The organism is Klebsiella sp. JB_Kp004 (genome assembly GCF_040065795.1).
Taxonomy (GTDB): domain Bacteria; phylum Pseudomonadota; class Gammaproteobacteria; order Enterobacterales; family Enterobacteriaceae; genus Klebsiella; species Klebsiella quasipneumoniae.
In genome coordinates this window covers 64,848-79,143 of record NZ_JBEAKW010000009.1, presented here as the reverse complement: position 1 = coordinate 79,143, position 14,296 = coordinate 64,848, and the positions used below count along the sequence as shown (strand labels likewise).

Here is a 14,296-nt window from a genome sequence, read left to right as displayed (position 1 = left end):
TATTAGTCAGGAGAAGGACTGCGTGGAAACTTTTAACAACGAGAACGATCAGGTCGATGCGCTGAAGCGCTTCTTTGCCGAAAACGGCAAAGCGCTGGCGGTCGGGGTGATTTTAGGGATTGGCGCGCTGGTTGGCTGGCGCTACTGGACCTCCCATCAGCAGGATACCGCCAGAGACGCGTCGCTGGCTTACGAAAAGGCGACTTCCGCGCTGAAATCAAATACGCCAGACGTGCTGTCAGGGGCGGAGAAGTTCGCGGCTGACAATAAAAATACCTACGGCGCCTTCGCCTCTCTCGAGCTGGCACAGCATTTTGTTGAACAGAACGATCTGCCGAACGCCGAAAAGCAGCTTCAGCAGGGGCTGGCGGCCGCGTCTGATGATAACCTGAAATCAGTTATCAGTATGCGTCTTGCCCGCGTTCAGCTGCAGATGAAGCAGGCTGATGCGGCGCTGAAAACCCTCGACAGCATTAAAGGCGAAGGTTGGACCGCGATTGTGGCTGATTTGCGCGGCGAAATTCTGTTGAGCAAAGGCGATAAGCAAGGGGCCCGTGCGGCGTGGGAAGCTGGCGTGAAAAGCGATGCTTCTCCTGCGCTCAGCGAAATGATGCGTATGAAAATGAATAATTTGTCCATCTGAGAGGGACTCGATGCAATTGCGTAAATTACTTTTGCCAGGGCTGCTTTCCGTTACCTTGCTGAGCGGGTGTTCGCTGTTTAATAGCGAAGAAGATGTGGTGAAAATGTCACCGCTGCCGACGGTAGAAAACCAGTTTACGCCGTCCACGTCCTGGAGCACCTCGGTTGGCGATGGTATCGGCGAATTTTACTCTAACCTTCATCCGGCCTTCGCCGACGGCGTAGTCTATGCCGCTGACCGTAAAGGCACCGTCAAAGCGCTGAGCGCTGACGACGGCAAAGAGGTGTGGTCGGTGAATCTGGCGGAGAAAGATGGCTGGTTCTCGCGCACCCCGGCGCTGCTTTCCGGCGGTGTGACCGTCTCGGGCGGCCATGTTTATATCGGCAGTGAGAAAGCGCAGCTGTATGCGCTGAATACCAGCGATGGTACCGTGGCCTGGCAAACCCGCGTCGCCGGCGAAGCGCTGTCGCGCCCGGTTGTGAGCGATGGCATGGTGCTGGTCCACACCAGTAACGGCCAGCTGCAGGCGCTGAATGAGACCGATGGCGCCGTGAAGTGGACGGTTAACCTGGATATGCCTGCGCTCTCCCTGCGCGGCGAATCCGCTCCGGCCACCGCCTACGGCGCGGCGATCGTGGGCGGCGACAATGGCCGCGTCAGCGCGGTATTGATGCAGCAGGGGCAGATGATTTGGCAGCAGCGTATTTCCACGGCCACCGGGCCGACGGAAATCGACCGTCTGAGCGACGTCGACACCACGCCGATTATCGTCAACGGCGTTGTCTATGCGCTGGCTTACAACGGTAACCTGACCGCGCTGGATCTGCGCAGCGGCCAGATTATGTGGAAACGCGAGCTGGGTTCGGTGAATGATTTCATCGTCGATGGCAACCGTATCTATCTGGTTGACCAGAATGACCGCCTGCTGGCGCTGACTACCGATGGCGGCGTGACCCTGTGGACACAAAGCGATCTGCTGCACCGTTTGCTGACCGCGCCGGTGTTGTATAATGGCAATCTGGTGGTCGGCGATAGCGAAGGCTATATGCACTGGGTGAACCCGGAAGATGGCCATTTTGTGGCGCAGCAGAAAGTGGACAGCTCCGGTTTCCTGACCGACCCGGTTGTGGCCGATGGTCGACTGCTGATCCAGGCGAAAGACGGTACGCTGTACGCGATTACGCGTTAATTACCGCTGTCGTGAGTGATTAAGAAACGGCCCCTGGCAGACAGGGGCCGTTTTGACTTTTTTAAAAACGTCGTTATGACGATGTTGCTTAGTGATTGTATGAGGCATTTAACATGATACCTGTGGTCGCGCTTGTCGGGCGCCCTAACGTTGGAAAATCCACGCTCTTTAACCGCCTGACGCGCACTCGTGATGCGCTGGTTGCGGATTTCCCGGGGCTGACTCGTGACCGTAAGTACGGTCGGGCCGAAGTCGAAGGCCGCGAATTCATCTGTATCGATACCGGTGGTATTGATGGTACGGAAGAGGGCGTGGAAACCCGGATGGCGGAGCAGTCGCTGCTGGCAATCGAAGAGGCCGATGTGGTGCTGTTTATGGTCGATGCGCGCGCGGGCCTGATGCCGGCGGACATCGCGATCGCTAAACACCTGCGCTCTCGTGAAAAGCCCACCTTCCTGGTGGCTAACAAAACCGACGGCATCGACGTCGACCAGGCGATGGCGGACTTCTGGTCGCTCGGCCTGGGCGATATCTATCCTATTGCCGCTTCGCACGGCCGCGGCGTGACCAGCCTGCTTGAGCAGGCCCTGCTGCCATGGGTCGATGAGGTTAATCCTCAGGAAGAAGTGGATGAAGACGCCGAATACTGGGCAAAATTCGAAGCTGAGCAGAATGGTGAAGCGGAAGAAGAACCGGAAGACGATTTCAATCCGCAGGATCTGCCGATCAAGCTGGCGATTGTCGGACGTCCTAACGTCGGTAAATCGACGCTCACCAACCGCATCCTCGGCGAAGATCGCGTGGTGGTCTACGATATGCCGGGCACCACCCGCGACAGCATTTACATCCCGATGCAGCGTGACGAGCGCGAATACGTGCTCATCGATACCGCCGGGGTGCGCAAGCGCGGCAAAATTACTGACGTGGTGGAGAAATTCTCGGTCATCAAGACGCTGCAGGCGATTGAAGACGCCAACGTCGTGCTGCTGGTGATTGATGCCCGCGAAGGCATCTCCGATCAGGATCTGTCGCTGCTGGGCTTTATCCTCAACAGCGGCCGCTCCCTGGTGATCGTCGTCAACAAATGGGACGGCCTGAGCCAGGAAGTGAAGGAGCAGGTGAAAGAGACCCTCGACTATCGTCTGGGCTTTATCGACTTTGCCCGGGTGCACTTCATCTCCGCCCTGCACGGCAGCGGCGTCGGCAACCTGTTTGAATCGGTACGTGAAGCCTACGATAGCGCAACCCGCCGCGTAAGCACCGCGATGCTCACCCGGATCATGAACATGGCGGCGGAAGATCATCAGCCACCGCTGGTTCGCGGCCGTCGCGTGAAGCTGAAATATGCCCACGCCGGGGGCTACAACCCGCCTATCGTGGTGATCCACGGTAACCAGGTGAAGGATCTGCCGGATTCCTACAAGCGCTATCTGATGAACTATTTCCGTAAATCCCTGGACGTGATGGGTACGCCAATCCGTATCCAGTTCAAGGAAGGGGAAAACCCGTTCGCCAACAAGCGCAACACCCTGACGCCGAACCAGATGCGGAAACGTAAACGCCTGATCAAGCACATCAAGAAAAGCAAATAATCATTAAACCCGCTTCGGCGGGTTTTTTTGTGGCCGCCATGCCGGTAAATGTCAAAACCATCCGCCATAATCCCGCGATACTTCGCCGGGAACAGATCGGCTCAGGGGTGGACTAAACATGCAAATTGGATTTATCGGTCTCGGCGCGGTGGTGGAAACCGCCTATTTACCCGCGCTGCGTCGCCTGGGATACCGTATTGACAGCTGCCAGGGCTATGACCTGGACAGCAGCAGAGCGCTGCCGGGGATCCAGCGCTGCAGTTCGCTGTCGGCGCTGCTGGCCAAACCCCTGGATACGCTCTTCATCACCACGTCATCCCTCCAGCACCTGCCCGTGCTGGAGGGGGCGTTAGCCAGCGCCATTCCCCGCATCGTGGTGGAGAAACCGATTGTCGCCAACCTTGAGCAGGCCGCGCGGCTGCGGGCGCTGCTGGCGCCGGCGGGGGAGGCCGGTCGGGTGCTGGCCCTCGACCACTGGATGGCGCGTGGGTTAGCCCTGAACGCTCTTGCTCCGCCGTGGCAGGCGGAAGAGGAGGCCAGCGGTCTACCGCCACCGCACCTTTCAGCGCAGGATATCGCCTGGATAGAAGGCTATTTGCAGGAGCCAAGCGGCTTTAACGCTGTCGGAGAACCGGTCGCGCTTAACTTTGCCACCGGCGAACTGGATACCCGGCGGCTGCGTCATCCTGACGGCGTGATCCTCGATATCGGTACCCATGTCCTGGCGATGCTGCGGGAAACGCTGCTCGGCTGCGGAGGCGATGTGACGCTGGACCTCGCCGTTCGGGCGGCGAAAGACCGTCTCGGCCGAGATATTGCTCATGGGGATACGGTCACTGCCGAGGGAGAGGCGCATCTGCAGGGACGCCTGGGCGATATCCCGCTGAATATCTGGCTTAACAAATATGCCGGTCCCGCGGGCGGGCAAAAGGGAATGCGGATAGGGCTGCGGGACGGGCGACTGCTTGCCCTCGATCGCGCCCCTGATGGCGAGGTGGCGACGCTACAGGACGGCGAGCGGATCCAGCGCTGGACCCGACCCGGAGCGATCTATGCGCACTGTCTCGATGAGCAGATCCTTGGCGCGGAGAATGTGTTTACCCGGGCGCCCGAAAGCGTGGCCGGGCTGACGCGGCGTCGGCTTGAGGAAGTGGAATGGCTGCTCAGGTTGCAGCAGCAATTACGCGGCCCTCATTAAACCCGGAACATGATAAAATAGGTGCAGATAAACGTTGAAAGGAATGGTTATGGAACTTGATTGCCCTCTGTGCCACGCGCCGTTAGATGTCAAAGGCAGCAGCGCGCATTGCGCTCAGTGCGAAAGGGTATTTGCCCTTGAGGCGCGCTGCCCGGAATGCCACCAGCCGCTGGAGGTGCTGAAGGCGTGCGGCGCGGTGGATTACTTTTGCCAGCACGGGCACGGCCTGATCTCGAAAAAACGGGTGGAGTTTATTCCGCTGGTTTAGGCGGCGATGGCTTTCTGGCCCGCGTTTTTTTCACCGGCGCAATCTGCCTCACTTCGCTTTCGACCCAGCCGTCTTTCAGGCGGGTGGTGAGCAGATCGCCGGTTTTGACCTGTTTTGTCTGCTTCAACACCGTGCCGTCGCTCACCGAAGTGACGCTATAGCCGCGCGCCAGGGTGGCTAAGGGACTCACCGCCTCCAGATGGGTCACCGCGTGACCAAACCGTTCACGCCGCTCGCTGAGGCGGCTACGCATCGTTTCCGCCAGCCGGTATTCCAGCTGCTGGACGCGCGATTGCGTCCGGTGGATACGCGGCTGCGGGTTATAGTGATTCAGGCGCTGAACAGTGCGCTTTTGCCGCTGCTCGGCGCGTTTAAGCTGCGATTCCATGGCGATGCGCATCCGCTGGCGCAGGCGTTCCAGTGCGGTCTGCTGGCGGGCCAGCCGCAGCTGCGGGTGCTGCTGCTGCAGACGATGGAACAACTGGGTAAAACGGCGCTGGCGACTGGCGAGGAAATAGTCCATCGCCATCTCCAGCCGCTGCTGCCCGGCCTGCAGCTGGCGCAGCAGCTCCTGCTGATTACGGCTGACGATCTCCGCGGCGGCAGAAGGGGTCGGCGCTCGCAGGTCGGCAACAAAATCAGCGATAGTGACGTCGGTTTCATGGCCGACGGCGCTGACGATAGGGATCTGGCTGGCGAAGATAGCGCGCGCCACCCGCTCATCGTTAAAACTCCACAGATCCTCCAGCGAACCGCCGCCGCGTCCGACAATCAGCACGTCACACTCCTGACGCGCGTTCGCCAGCGCGATGGCGCGCACAATCTGCCCGGGGGCATCGTCACCCTGGACCGCGGTCGGGTAGACGATCACCGGCAGCCCGGGGTCGCGGCGTCTGAGGACATGAAGAATATCGTGCAGCGCGGCGCCGGTTTTCGAGGTGATGACCCCGACGCAGCGGGCGGGGGAGGGGAGCGCCTGCTTATGTTTTTGATCGAACAGCCCTTCCGCGGTTAACTGCGCTTTCAGCTGCTCATACTTCTGCTGCAGCAACCCTTCGCCGGCGGGCTGCATGCTTTCGACGATAATCTGGTAGTCGCCGCGCGGCTCATACAGGGTGATGTTGGCGCGAACCAGCACCTGTTGCCCATGCTGCGGGCGAAACGTGACCCGACGGTTGCTGTTGCGGAACATCGCGCAGCGCACCTGGGCGTTATCGTCTTTTAAGGTGAAGTACCAGTGGCCGGAAGAAGGCTGGCTGAAGTTAGAGATCTCGCCGCTGATCCAGACCTGGCCCATTTCGCGCTCAAGCAGCAGACGCACCGTCTGATTGAGGCGGCTAACGGTAAAAATTGCGGGGGATTGAGAGGGTAACATGTGAGCAAGATCAAACTTTAAATCAGCAGGTTATTCAGTCGATAGTAACGCGCTCAGAGGGGATGGCAAGTATTATTTGCAAAAAAGGGTAGATGCAATCGGTTACGCTCTGTATAATGCCACGGCAATATTTATCCACCCTGGTCGAGATATTGCCCATGCTACGTATCGCTAAAGAAGCCCTGACGTTTGACGACGTCCTCCTCGTTCCCGCTCATTCTACCGTTCTGCCGAATACAGCCGATCTCAGCACTCAGCTGACGAAAACCATTCGTCTGAATATTCCTATGCTCTCCGCAGCCATGGATACCGTAACGGAAGCGCGTCTGGCTATTGCCCTGGCACAGGAAGGCGGCATCGGCTTTATTCACAAAAACATGTCCATCGAGCGCCAGGCGGAAGAAGTTCGCCGCGTGAAGAAACATGAGTCCGGCGTGGTCACCGACCCGCAGACCGTTCTGCCGACCACCACCCTGCGTGAAGTGAAAGAGCTGACCGAGCGTAACGGCTTCGCCGGCTACCCGGTGGTTACCGAAGAGAACGAGCTGGTCGGCATCATCACTGGCCGCGACGTGCGTTTCGTCACCGATCTGAACCAGCCGGTCAGTGTCTACATGACCCCGAAAGAGCGTCTGGTTACCGTTCGTGAAGGCGAAAGCCGTGAAGTAGTCTTTGCGAAGATGCACGAAAAACGCGTTGAGAAGGCGCTGGTTGTGGATGAGAGCTTCCACCTGCGCGGGATGATCACCGTAAAAGACTTCCAGAAAGCGGAACGTAAACCGAATGCCTGTAAAGATGAGCAGGGCCGTCTGCGCGTAGGCGCTGCGGTCGGCGCCGGCGCGGGCAACGAAGAGCGCGTTGACGCGCTGGTGGCTGCGGGCGTTGACGTCCTGCTGATCGACTCCTCTCACGGCCACTCCGAAGGCGTTCTGCAACGTATTCGTGAAACGCGCGCGAAATACCCGGACCTGCAGATCATCGGCGGCAACGTCGCCACTGGCGCCGGCGCGCGCGCGCTGGCGGAAGCCGGCTGCAGCGCGGTGAAAGTGGGCATCGGCCCGGGCTCCATCTGTACTACCCGTATCGTGACCGGCGTAGGCGTGCCGCAGATCACCGCGGTTTCCGACGCGGTGGAAGCGCTGGAAGGCACCGGTATTCCGGTTATCGCCGACGGCGGTATCCGTTTCTCCGGCGACATCGCTAAAGCGATCGCGGCCGGTGCGGCGGCAGTGATGGTCGGCTCCATGCTGGCCGGTACCGAAGAATCCCCGGGCGAAATCGAACTCTACCAGGGGCGCTCTTACAAATCCTATCGCGGGATGGGCTCCCTCGGCGCGATGTCGAAAGGCTCCTCTGACCGCTACTTCCAGAGCGATAACGCCGCTGACAAACTGGTGCCGGAAGGTATCGAAGGCCGCGTGGCCTATAAAGGCCGCCTGAAAGAGATCATTCACCAGCAGATGGGCGGCCTGCGCTCCTGTATGGGTCTGACCGGCTGTGGTACCATTGACCTGCTGCGTACCAAAGCTGAATTCGTACGCATCAGCGGTGCGGGCATTCAGGAAAGCCACGTTCACGACGTGACCATCACCAAAGAGTCCCCGAACTACCGTCTGGGCTCCTGATTTCTTCGCCCGACCTTGCGTCGGGCGATTTATTTACTCTGTTTCACTTGCCTCGGAATTAGCGTCAATGACGGAAAACATTCATAAACATCGCATTCTCATTCTCGACTTCGGGTCACAGTATACTCAGCTGGTGGCGCGTCGCGTGCGTGAGCTGGGCGTCTACTGTGAGCTGTGGGCATGGGATGTCACGGAAGCACAGATCCGCGAATTTAATCCAAGCGGCATCATTCTTTCCGGCGGCCCGGAAAGCACCACCGAAGAGAACAGCCCGCGCGCGCCGCAGTATGTGTTCGAAGCCGGCGTGCCGGTATTTGGCGTCTGCTACGGTATGCAGACCATGGCGATGCAGTTGGGCGGCCATGTAGAAGGCTCTAACGAGCGTGAGTTTGGCTACGCGCAGGTTGAAGTGGTTAACGACAGCGCGCTGGTGCGCGGTATCGAGGACTCTCTGACCGCGGACGGCAAACCGTTGCTGGACGTGTGGATGAGCCACGGCGACAAAGTCACCGCCATCCCGTCTGACTTCGTCACCGTCGCCAGCACCGACAACTGCCCGTTCGCCATTATGGCCAACGAAGAAAAACGCTTCTACGGCGTGCAGTTCCACCCGGAAGTGACCCATACCCGTCAGGGGATGCGTATGCTGGAGCGCTTTGTGCGCGACATCTGCCAGTGCGAAGCCCTGTGGACCCCGGCGAAAATCATCGACGACGCCGTTGAGCGTATCCGCCAGCAGGTTGGCGATGACAAAGTGATCCTCGGCCTCTCCGGCGGCGTGGACTCTTCGGTGACCGCGATGCTGCTGCACCGCGCCATCGGCAAAAACCTGACCTGCGTATTCGTGGATAACGGTCTCCTGCGTCTGAACGAAGCCCAGCAGGTGATGGACATGTTCGGCGACCACTTTGGCCTGAACATTGTTCACGTCGAAGGCGAGCAGCGCTTCCTCGACGCGCTGAAAGGCGAGAACGATCCGGAAGCGAAACGTAAGATTATCGGCCGCGTCTTCGTGGAAGTGTTCGACGAAGAAGCGCTGAAGCTGGACGACGTCAAATGGCTGGCGCAGGGCACCATCTACCCTGACGTTATCGAATCTGCCGCTTCCACTACCGGTAAAGCGCACGTCATCAAATCTCACCACAACGTGGGCGGCCTGCCGAAAGAGATGAAGATGGGGCTGGTTGAGCCGCTGCGCGAGCTGTTCAAAGACGAAGTGCGTAAGATCGGTCTGGAGCTGGGTCTGCCGTACGATATGCTCTACCGTCATCCGTTCCCGGGTCCGGGCCTCGGCGTGCGCGTGCTGGGCGAAGTGAAGAAAGAGTACTGCGACCTGCTGCGTCGCGCCGACGCTATCTTCATCGAAGAGCTGCACAAAGCCGATCTGTACAACAAAGTGAGCCAGGCGTTCACCGTGTTCCTGCCGGTTCGCTCCGTCGGCGTGATGGGCGATGGCCGTAAGTACGACTGGGTTGTTTCCCTGCGTGCGGTGGAAACCATCGATTTCATGACCGCGCACTGGGCGCACCTGCCGTATGATTTCCTCGGCCGCGTCTCCAACCGCATCATCAATGAAGTGAACGGTATTTCCCGCGTGGTGTATGACATCAGCGGTAAGCCACCGGCGACGATCGAGTGGGAATAACGCCCGCCCGTTAATCGTTTTTGATTTAAGCCCGCATCCTGCGGGCTTTTTATTGCCTGTCTCATTTCACCGCTTGCTCAATCACCCGGGCAATCTCCTCCGGTTGGCTCACCATCGACACATGGCTTGCCGCCACCTCAGTGGTTTTCGCATCAATCGCCTTCGCCATCGAACGCTCCAGATCCGGATTGATCATCCGGTCATTCTTGCTGACCACATACCAGCTCGGCTTATCATGCCAGGCCGCATGCGTGACCTTTTCGGTAAAGGCCTCCGCGCGGATCGGGCCCTGGGTGGCGATCAGCCTGTTTTGCTCAGCAGCCTTAATATCTGGCGCAAAGTCCTGGCGTACCGATTTTTCAGGTAACCAGAGAAAACCCTCTGCGGTTTTAGCAATACCTGCGCTGCCCGGTGGGGCAGGGTAGCTCCCCGCCAGATCCGCCGTCGACTGGCCCGAGTCCGGGGCAAACGCCGCCACGTAAACCAGCGATTTGACCCGCGCAGCGTTACCCGCCTCGCTGATCACCGTCCCGCCCCAGGAGTGGCCTACCAGCACCACATCCCCGTGGGCCCGGGCGATGGCGCGCTGGGTTGCGGCGACATCCTCTTTCAGCGAGTTGAGCGGCAGCTGAACGGCAATGACCTCGGTATGCTGGCGTTGCAGTCTGTCGATCACCTGGTTCCAGCTGCTGCCGTCGGCAAAAGCGCCGTGCACCAGCACCACGGTTTTATTGCTACTCGCCAGTGCGGTACCGCTGGCGGCGGCCAGCAGCAGGCCCACCGCGAAGGTATGAAGAGACTGTTTTTTCATGGTGACGCCTCAACGGTAAATATCTGCGGTGCCCGACAGGGTGTTGTTCCCCCCGGCGGAGGTAATGCGAAACGCACCGGCGCCCGCTTTAACGGCTTTGGCCTGCAGTTTCGCCTCCAGATCCGCCAGCGACGTTGCGCCGCTGCTGTCGGAAACGGTGCCAATTTTTTGCAGCCCCTGAGGCTGGTTAATTTCCCGGGCAGCGAAAGCGGAAGACGCCATTGCGGCGGAGAAGGTCAGAACAGCAATCAGTAATGCTTTCATGGTTAAGATCCTCAAAAATAAGTGACTGGTGGCGTTCAGTGCATAACCGCAGCATGCGGCGGTACGATGAATTCGACGGTCTTGCGATCAACAGGTTTATGGGTTGGATCGGCGAGAATAAGGGTCACCTTGTGATGACCGGCAGGCAGGCCCACCAGAATAACCGGCTCGCCGCTGGCGTCGGCCCAGTGCCAGGGGTTGTCATCCACGATGACGTGGATATGGCCGATGCGCGGCGCCACTTTCAGCGCCTCGGGCCCGAACACCGGTTCAATACGCATGTTCTCGGCGCGGTATTGAATAAAGACCGCACCTTTACTCAGCGGGCCCGCCAGCGGCGGATCCACAATCAGTGTTGCCGGTGGCTGGGGCTGTTCGGGCGGTGCAACGGCGGCGGGGCCGTTAACATCCGCGGCGCTGAGTCCGCTAAGCGGTGCAGCCCAGGCGCAGCCTGATGTCAGCGCGAACAGCGTGAAGAGTAAATGTGGACGTATCATCTGGGTATCTCCTCATCGGGTCATCAATGGCGACAGCCTCATAAAACCATTTTTATGTATCGGGTCTGTTTGCTGTGGGCGGCTTTTTTGTATGGCTGCGTAAGCAGGGCGGCGTGGATACAGTGCGATACATTCCGCGCATGCGAAGGGCTGTATCTGCTGGCATGGTGTCTGCAGAGGCACCCGGGTGGGTGCTACAGCAAACAGGAGAATGACCATCATGAATCACGAAAAGGTAGCGTTGATTTTCGGCGGCGCGCGCGGTATCGGGGCGGCCATTGCGGCGCGACTGGCGCACGAGGGCTATCGGGTTGCCATCACCTGGGTATCACGCCCGGATCGGGCGCAGGCGCTGGTCTCAACGATTGAGCAACGGGGCGGTCAGGCGATAGCCATTGAAGCCGACAGCGCAGACCCCAGGGCTATCCAGGCCGCGGTGGATAAGACATTACGGCACTACGGCAGGCTGGATGTCGCGGTGGTAAATGCGGGCGTGCTGCGTCTCGGTACCCTTGAGTCCTATTCGCTGGACGATCTGGATACCACCCTGGCCGTCAACGTGCGTGGTGTCTTCCTTGCCATTCAGGCGGCGGTTAAGCCGATGGCGGAAGGGGGGCGTGTGATCACCATCGGCAGTAATACCGCGGTGCGTACCGGCCATGTGGGCAGTAGCGTGTATGCCATGAGTAAAGCGGCTGTCGCCTCAATGGTGCAGAACCTTGCGCTGGATCTGGCGCCACGGCGCATCACGATTAACAACATCCAGCCGGGGCCCATCGCCACCGATATGACTGCCGGAATGGCGGAGCAGATCGTCGGGCGCATTCCCTTGCAGCGTATGGGCGAACCGGACGAAATCGCCTCGCTGGCGGCCTGGCTTGCCGGTGAATCGTCCGGCTACATGACGGGTACAAGCCTGACCATCGACGGCGGCTTTGTGCTCTAGTCGCTAAGGGCAGGGATACCCTCAGCCTGGTGCGATGCCTGTCCCTTGACGATAGCCACCGCCAGTACGGCAATCAGCAGCGTTAACCCCCACGACAGCCACATCGCCCCGATCGTCCCTAAAGCCCGGTTCAGCCACGCATAGGCCAGCGGGGAGGCCGCCGCCATCAGCTGGGCCGGGATCAGCAGCACCCCGGTGCGTCTGGCGTACGCTTCAGGGGCAAACAACTGCAGCGGCAGCGTGGCTTTGACGATGGTCACCAGCCCGTTAATCGCCCCGTAGCCCAGCACAAAACCGGCGGCTGACCAGAGAAAAAGCGAGCTACTCAGGCCGAGCATAAAGCACACCGGCATAGCCAGCGCGGTAAGCAGCGTCAGGCGAAGCGGGGTGAGCCCCGCCCCGGCCACCACCTCCAGAAACCGTGCACCAGTCTGTCCAACGCCCCATAACATGCCGACGGCAACCGGCAGACCGACGCTTATGATAAATTCCGGCAGATGGGTGGAAGTGCCATTAGAGACAAAGGTGATCAGCGCGATAAACGCGGCGTACAGCCAGCCGTTTCGCCGATCCCGTACCGCGGCAGGGGCGGCGGGTTTATTGACGATAAAGCCTGTTTTATTGGGTAGCGACAGGGTTAACGCGGCGCTTAGCAAGCCGAACAGGGCATAGATCAGCAGTGCTTCCCGCCAGCTCATGGCCGCGAGCAGAGCCTCCCCCAGCGGCCAGAACACCACCGAGGCCAGCCCACCCGTCAGGGTTATGCGGGAGATCGTCCGTCGCGCCTGCTTGCCGTAGAGATTAACCAGCGCGGCAAACAGCGCGTCATACAGCGACAAACGCATGCCGATGCCGGTCAACAGCCAGGCGCTGTACCAGGCGACAAGCGAGTGTGCGTCAGCCATAAGCAGACAACCGACGGCGAGCAGCAGGGAGCCTGCCATCACCACGCGTTGCCCGCCAGCACGCGACAGCAGCCGGGCGACAAACGGCGAGAGGGTGGCCATCACCAGCATGGCGAGCGTCAGGCCTGAGTAGATTTGTAGGGATGACCAGCCGGTATCTGCCGACATCGCCCCGGCAAAGGTGCCGGGCATATAAAAAGAGATACCCCAGTTGATCAGTTGCTGAGCGCCCGCCGTGAAGGCGAGGCGTCGGGGAATAGCCGGTGTTTCCATGGTTTTTCATTCCGTTAAGACAGTTGTCCTGAGCATACCCGGCAGGCTATTGTTCTGGCAGAGCGGCCACCTTATGCGCGGTATAAGAGAAACTTTGCATGACAACACTGAACCTGGGAAACCTGGCGACCTTCCGGCTGGTCGTACAGCGCGGCAGCTTCTCCGCCGCCGCCGACGCGCTGGGGATCTCCCAGCCTGCCGTTAGCCTGCAGGTGCGTCAGCTGGAGCAATTTTTACAGACTCGGCTGCTGGAGCGCACCGGGCGTGGGATCAAGGCGACGGCGGCGGGAATGGCGCTGCTGTCCCACAGCGAGCAGATCGATCGGGCGGTGAATAGCGCGGTGCAGTCGGTCAGCGCATTTAGCCAGGAAGTTAATGGCTCGTTGACGCTGGGGACCGGCGCGACGGCCTGCATTCATCTTCTTCCGCCGCTGCTGCAGCATCTTCGTCAGCAGCACCCGCTGCTGACGGTGGGGGTGACCACCGGCAACACGCTGGATATCGTCCGGGCGGTGGAGGAAAACCGGCTCGATCTTGGACTGGTTACCCTGCCCGTGCAGGGGCGCAGTCTGGCAGTGACCGCAGTGGTTGACGAGGAGTTCGTGGTCATTCATCCCAGCCACGAGGCGGGGATCCCGGCGGTGTGCACCCCTGAAGCGCTGCAGGCGCTGCCGCTCATTGCCTTCGAGGCGGGCAGCGGCACGCGGAATCTGATTGACCGCTGGTTCCGTTCGGCGGGCCTGGCGGTTACGCCGGTGATGCAGCTGGGAAGCATCGAGGCGATCAAACGCATGGTGCGGGCCGGGCTGGGCTACAGTATTGTGCCCCGCATGGCGGTGGAGCAGGCGGAGGATCGCTGTGGCTTAACGGTACATTCTCTGGCCCCGTCGCTGTACCGTCAACTGGCGGTTGTCATGCGTCAGGATAAAGTGATTACCAAAGGACTGGCGGAAATGCTGCGTCTGCTACAGGCCGTGCGCTTATAAATCGCCAGCAGCAACATATGCCTCGTCAGGGATAGAGTCTCGAAAACGGGCGTCTCTGACAGCGGTTGGGGGCGCACCC

13 protein-coding genes and 1 pseudogene are annotated in these 14,296 nt (G+C 59.9%); 9 read left to right on the top strand and 5 right to left on the bottom strand.

Annotated features, from left to right (window positions below):
* Positions 1-22: 22 nt before the first annotated feature.
* From ABLX76_RS11460 to ABLX76_RS11440, 5 genes are all read left to right on the top strand, one after another.
* Positions 23-643 (top strand): YfgM family protein, encoded by a 621-nt coding sequence (locus ABLX76_RS11460; RefSeq protein WP_023290633.1) that lies wholly within the window; start codon positions 23-25, stop codon positions 641-643.
* Positions 644-653: 10 nt separating this feature from the next.
* A complete protein-coding gene (bamB, locus tag ABLX76_RS11455) occupies positions 654-1,832 on the top strand; it encodes an outer membrane protein assembly factor BamB (protein ID WP_023290632.1) in 1,179 nt (392 codons plus the stop codon).
* A 113-nt stretch (positions 1,833-1,945) separates the two neighbouring features.
* A complete protein-coding gene (der, locus tag ABLX76_RS11450; RefSeq protein WP_004144309.1) occupies positions 1,946-3,424 on the top strand; it encodes a ribosome biogenesis GTPase Der in 1,479 nt (492 codons plus the stop codon).
* 118 nt (positions 3,425-3,542) lie between these two features.
* On the top strand, positions 3,543-4,622 hold the full coding sequence (locus ABLX76_RS11445; protein ID WP_080901528.1) for a Gfo/Idh/MocA family oxidoreductase: 1,080 nt from the start codon (positions 3,543-3,545) through the stop codon (positions 4,620-4,622).
* 49 nt (positions 4,623-4,671) lie between these two features.
* The gene (locus ABLX76_RS11440; RefSeq protein ID WP_004201901.1) at positions 4,672-4,890 is read left to right on the top strand and encodes a zinc ribbon domain-containing protein; all 219 of its coding nucleotides are present in this window, start codon (positions 4,672-4,674) and stop codon (positions 4,888-4,890) included.
* Here ABLX76_RS11440 and xseA read toward each other — a convergent pair.
* Positions 4,874-6,265: an exodeoxyribonuclease VII large subunit gene (xseA, locus tag ABLX76_RS11435; protein WP_080901529.1), complete on the bottom strand. Its 1,392-nt coding sequence runs from the start codon at positions 6,263-6,265 to the stop codon at positions 4,874-4,876. The two genes, ABLX76_RS11440 and xseA, sit on opposite strands and share 17 nt — an antisense overlap.
* Before the next feature lie 158 nt (positions 6,266-6,423).
* On the opposite strand from xseA, the gene guaB reads away from it, so the two are divergent.
* Together guaB and guaA are read left to right on the top strand one after the other, a co-directional pair.
* Positions 6,424-7,890 (top strand): IMP dehydrogenase, encoded by a 1,467-nt coding sequence (guaB, locus tag ABLX76_RS11430; protein ID WP_004151980.1) that lies wholly within the window; start codon positions 6,424-6,426, stop codon positions 7,888-7,890.
* A 67-nt stretch (positions 7,891-7,957) separates the two neighbouring features.
* A complete protein-coding gene (gene guaA / locus ABLX76_RS11425; protein WP_023290629.1) occupies positions 7,958-9,535 on the top strand; it encodes a glutamine-hydrolyzing GMP synthase in 1,578 nt (525 codons plus the stop codon).
* 61 nt (positions 9,536-9,596) lie between these two features.
* Here guaA and ABLX76_RS11420 read toward each other — a convergent pair whose 3' ends face one another.
* Genes ABLX76_RS11420 through ABLX76_RS11410 form a run of 3 tightly spaced genes read right to left on the bottom strand, consistent with a single transcriptional unit; the run spans position 9,597 to position 11,107 of the window.
* On the bottom strand, positions 9,597-10,346 hold the full coding sequence (locus ABLX76_RS11420; RefSeq protein ID WP_032453711.1) for an alpha/beta hydrolase: 750 nt from the start codon (positions 10,344-10,346) through the stop codon (positions 9,597-9,599).
* A 9-nt stretch (positions 10,347-10,355) separates the two neighbouring features.
* Positions 10,356-10,610: a YdgH/BhsA/McbA-like domain containing protein gene (locus ABLX76_RS11415; protein WP_044524334.1), complete on the bottom strand. Its 255-nt coding sequence runs from the start codon at positions 10,608-10,610 to the stop codon at positions 10,356-10,358.
* Positions 10,611-10,645: 35 nt separating this feature from the next.
* Entirely contained in the window at positions 10,646-11,107 is a 462-nt protein-coding gene (locus ABLX76_RS11410) for a DUF6130 family protein (protein ID WP_032453709.1), read from the bottom strand.
* Between the two features lie 220 nt (positions 11,108-11,327).
* Here ABLX76_RS11410 and ABLX76_RS11405 point away from each other — a divergent pair, with 220 nt between their 5' ends.
* Positions 11,328-12,053, top strand: a complete 726-nt coding sequence (locus ABLX76_RS11405) for an SDR family oxidoreductase (RefSeq protein ID WP_348874531.1) — start codon at positions 11,328-11,330, stop codon at positions 12,051-12,053.
* On the opposite strand, the gene ABLX76_RS11400 is transcribed toward ABLX76_RS11405, so the two are convergent.
* Complete coding sequence (locus tag ABLX76_RS11400; RefSeq protein ID WP_101978390.1) at positions 12,050-13,231, bottom strand: MFS transporter; 1,182 nt, start codon at positions 13,229-13,231, stop codon at positions 12,050-12,052. The two genes, ABLX76_RS11405 and ABLX76_RS11400, sit on opposite strands and share 4 nt — an antisense overlap.
* A 73-nt stretch (positions 13,232-13,304) precedes the next feature.
* Between ABLX76_RS11400 and ABLX76_RS11395 the strand changes: the two are divergent.
* A pseudogene (locus tag ABLX76_RS11395) lies at positions 13,305-14,217 on the top strand (LysR family transcriptional regulator).
* Positions 14,218-14,296: the final 79 nt, after the last annotated feature.

What these genes read in the sequence shown, in the direction of transcription:
- bamB (WP_023290632.1), top strand. Translation starts at nt 654, where the DNA reads ATGCAATTGCGTAAATTACTTTTGCCAGGGCTGCTTTCCGTTACCTTG.
- der (WP_004144309.1), top strand. Translation starts at nt 1,946, where the DNA reads ATGATACCTGTGGTCGCGCTTGTCGGGCGCCCTAACGTTGGAAAATCC.
- ABLX76_RS11445 (WP_080901528.1), top strand. Translation starts at nt 3,543, where the DNA reads ATGCAAATTGGATTTATCGGTCTCGGCGCGGTGGTGGAAACCGCCTAT.
- ABLX76_RS11440 (WP_004201901.1), top strand. Translation starts at nt 4,672, where the DNA reads ATGGAACTTGATTGCCCTCTGTGCCACGCGCCGTTAGATGTCAAAGGC.
- xseA (WP_080901529.1), bottom strand. Translation starts at nt 6,265, where the DNA reads ATGTTACCCTCTCAATCCCCCGCAATTTTTACCGTTAGCCGCCTCAAT.
- guaB (WP_004151980.1), top strand. Translation starts at nt 6,424, where the DNA reads ATGCTACGTATCGCTAAAGAAGCCCTGACGTTTGACGACGTCCTCCTC.
- guaA (WP_023290629.1), top strand. Translation starts at nt 7,958, where the DNA reads ATGACGGAAAACATTCATAAACATCGCATTCTCATTCTCGACTTCGGG.
- ABLX76_RS11420 (WP_032453711.1), bottom strand. Translation starts at nt 10,346, where the DNA reads ATGAAAAAACAGTCTCTTCATACCTTCGCGGTGGGCCTGCTGCTGGCC.
- ABLX76_RS11415 (WP_044524334.1), bottom strand. Translation starts at nt 10,610, where the DNA reads ATGAAAGCATTACTGATTGCTGTTCTGACCTTCTCCGCCGCAATGGCG.
- ABLX76_RS11410 (WP_032453709.1), bottom strand. Translation starts at nt 11,107, where the DNA reads ATGATACGTCCACATTTACTCTTCACGCTGTTCGCGCTGACATCAGGC.
- ABLX76_RS11405 (WP_348874531.1), top strand. Translation starts at nt 11,328, where the DNA reads ATGAATCACGAAAAGGTAGCGTTGATTTTCGGCGGCGCGCGCGGTATC.
- ABLX76_RS11400 (WP_101978390.1), bottom strand. Translation starts at nt 13,231, where the DNA reads ATGGAAACACCGGCTATTCCCCGACGCCTCGCCTTCACGGCGGGCGCT.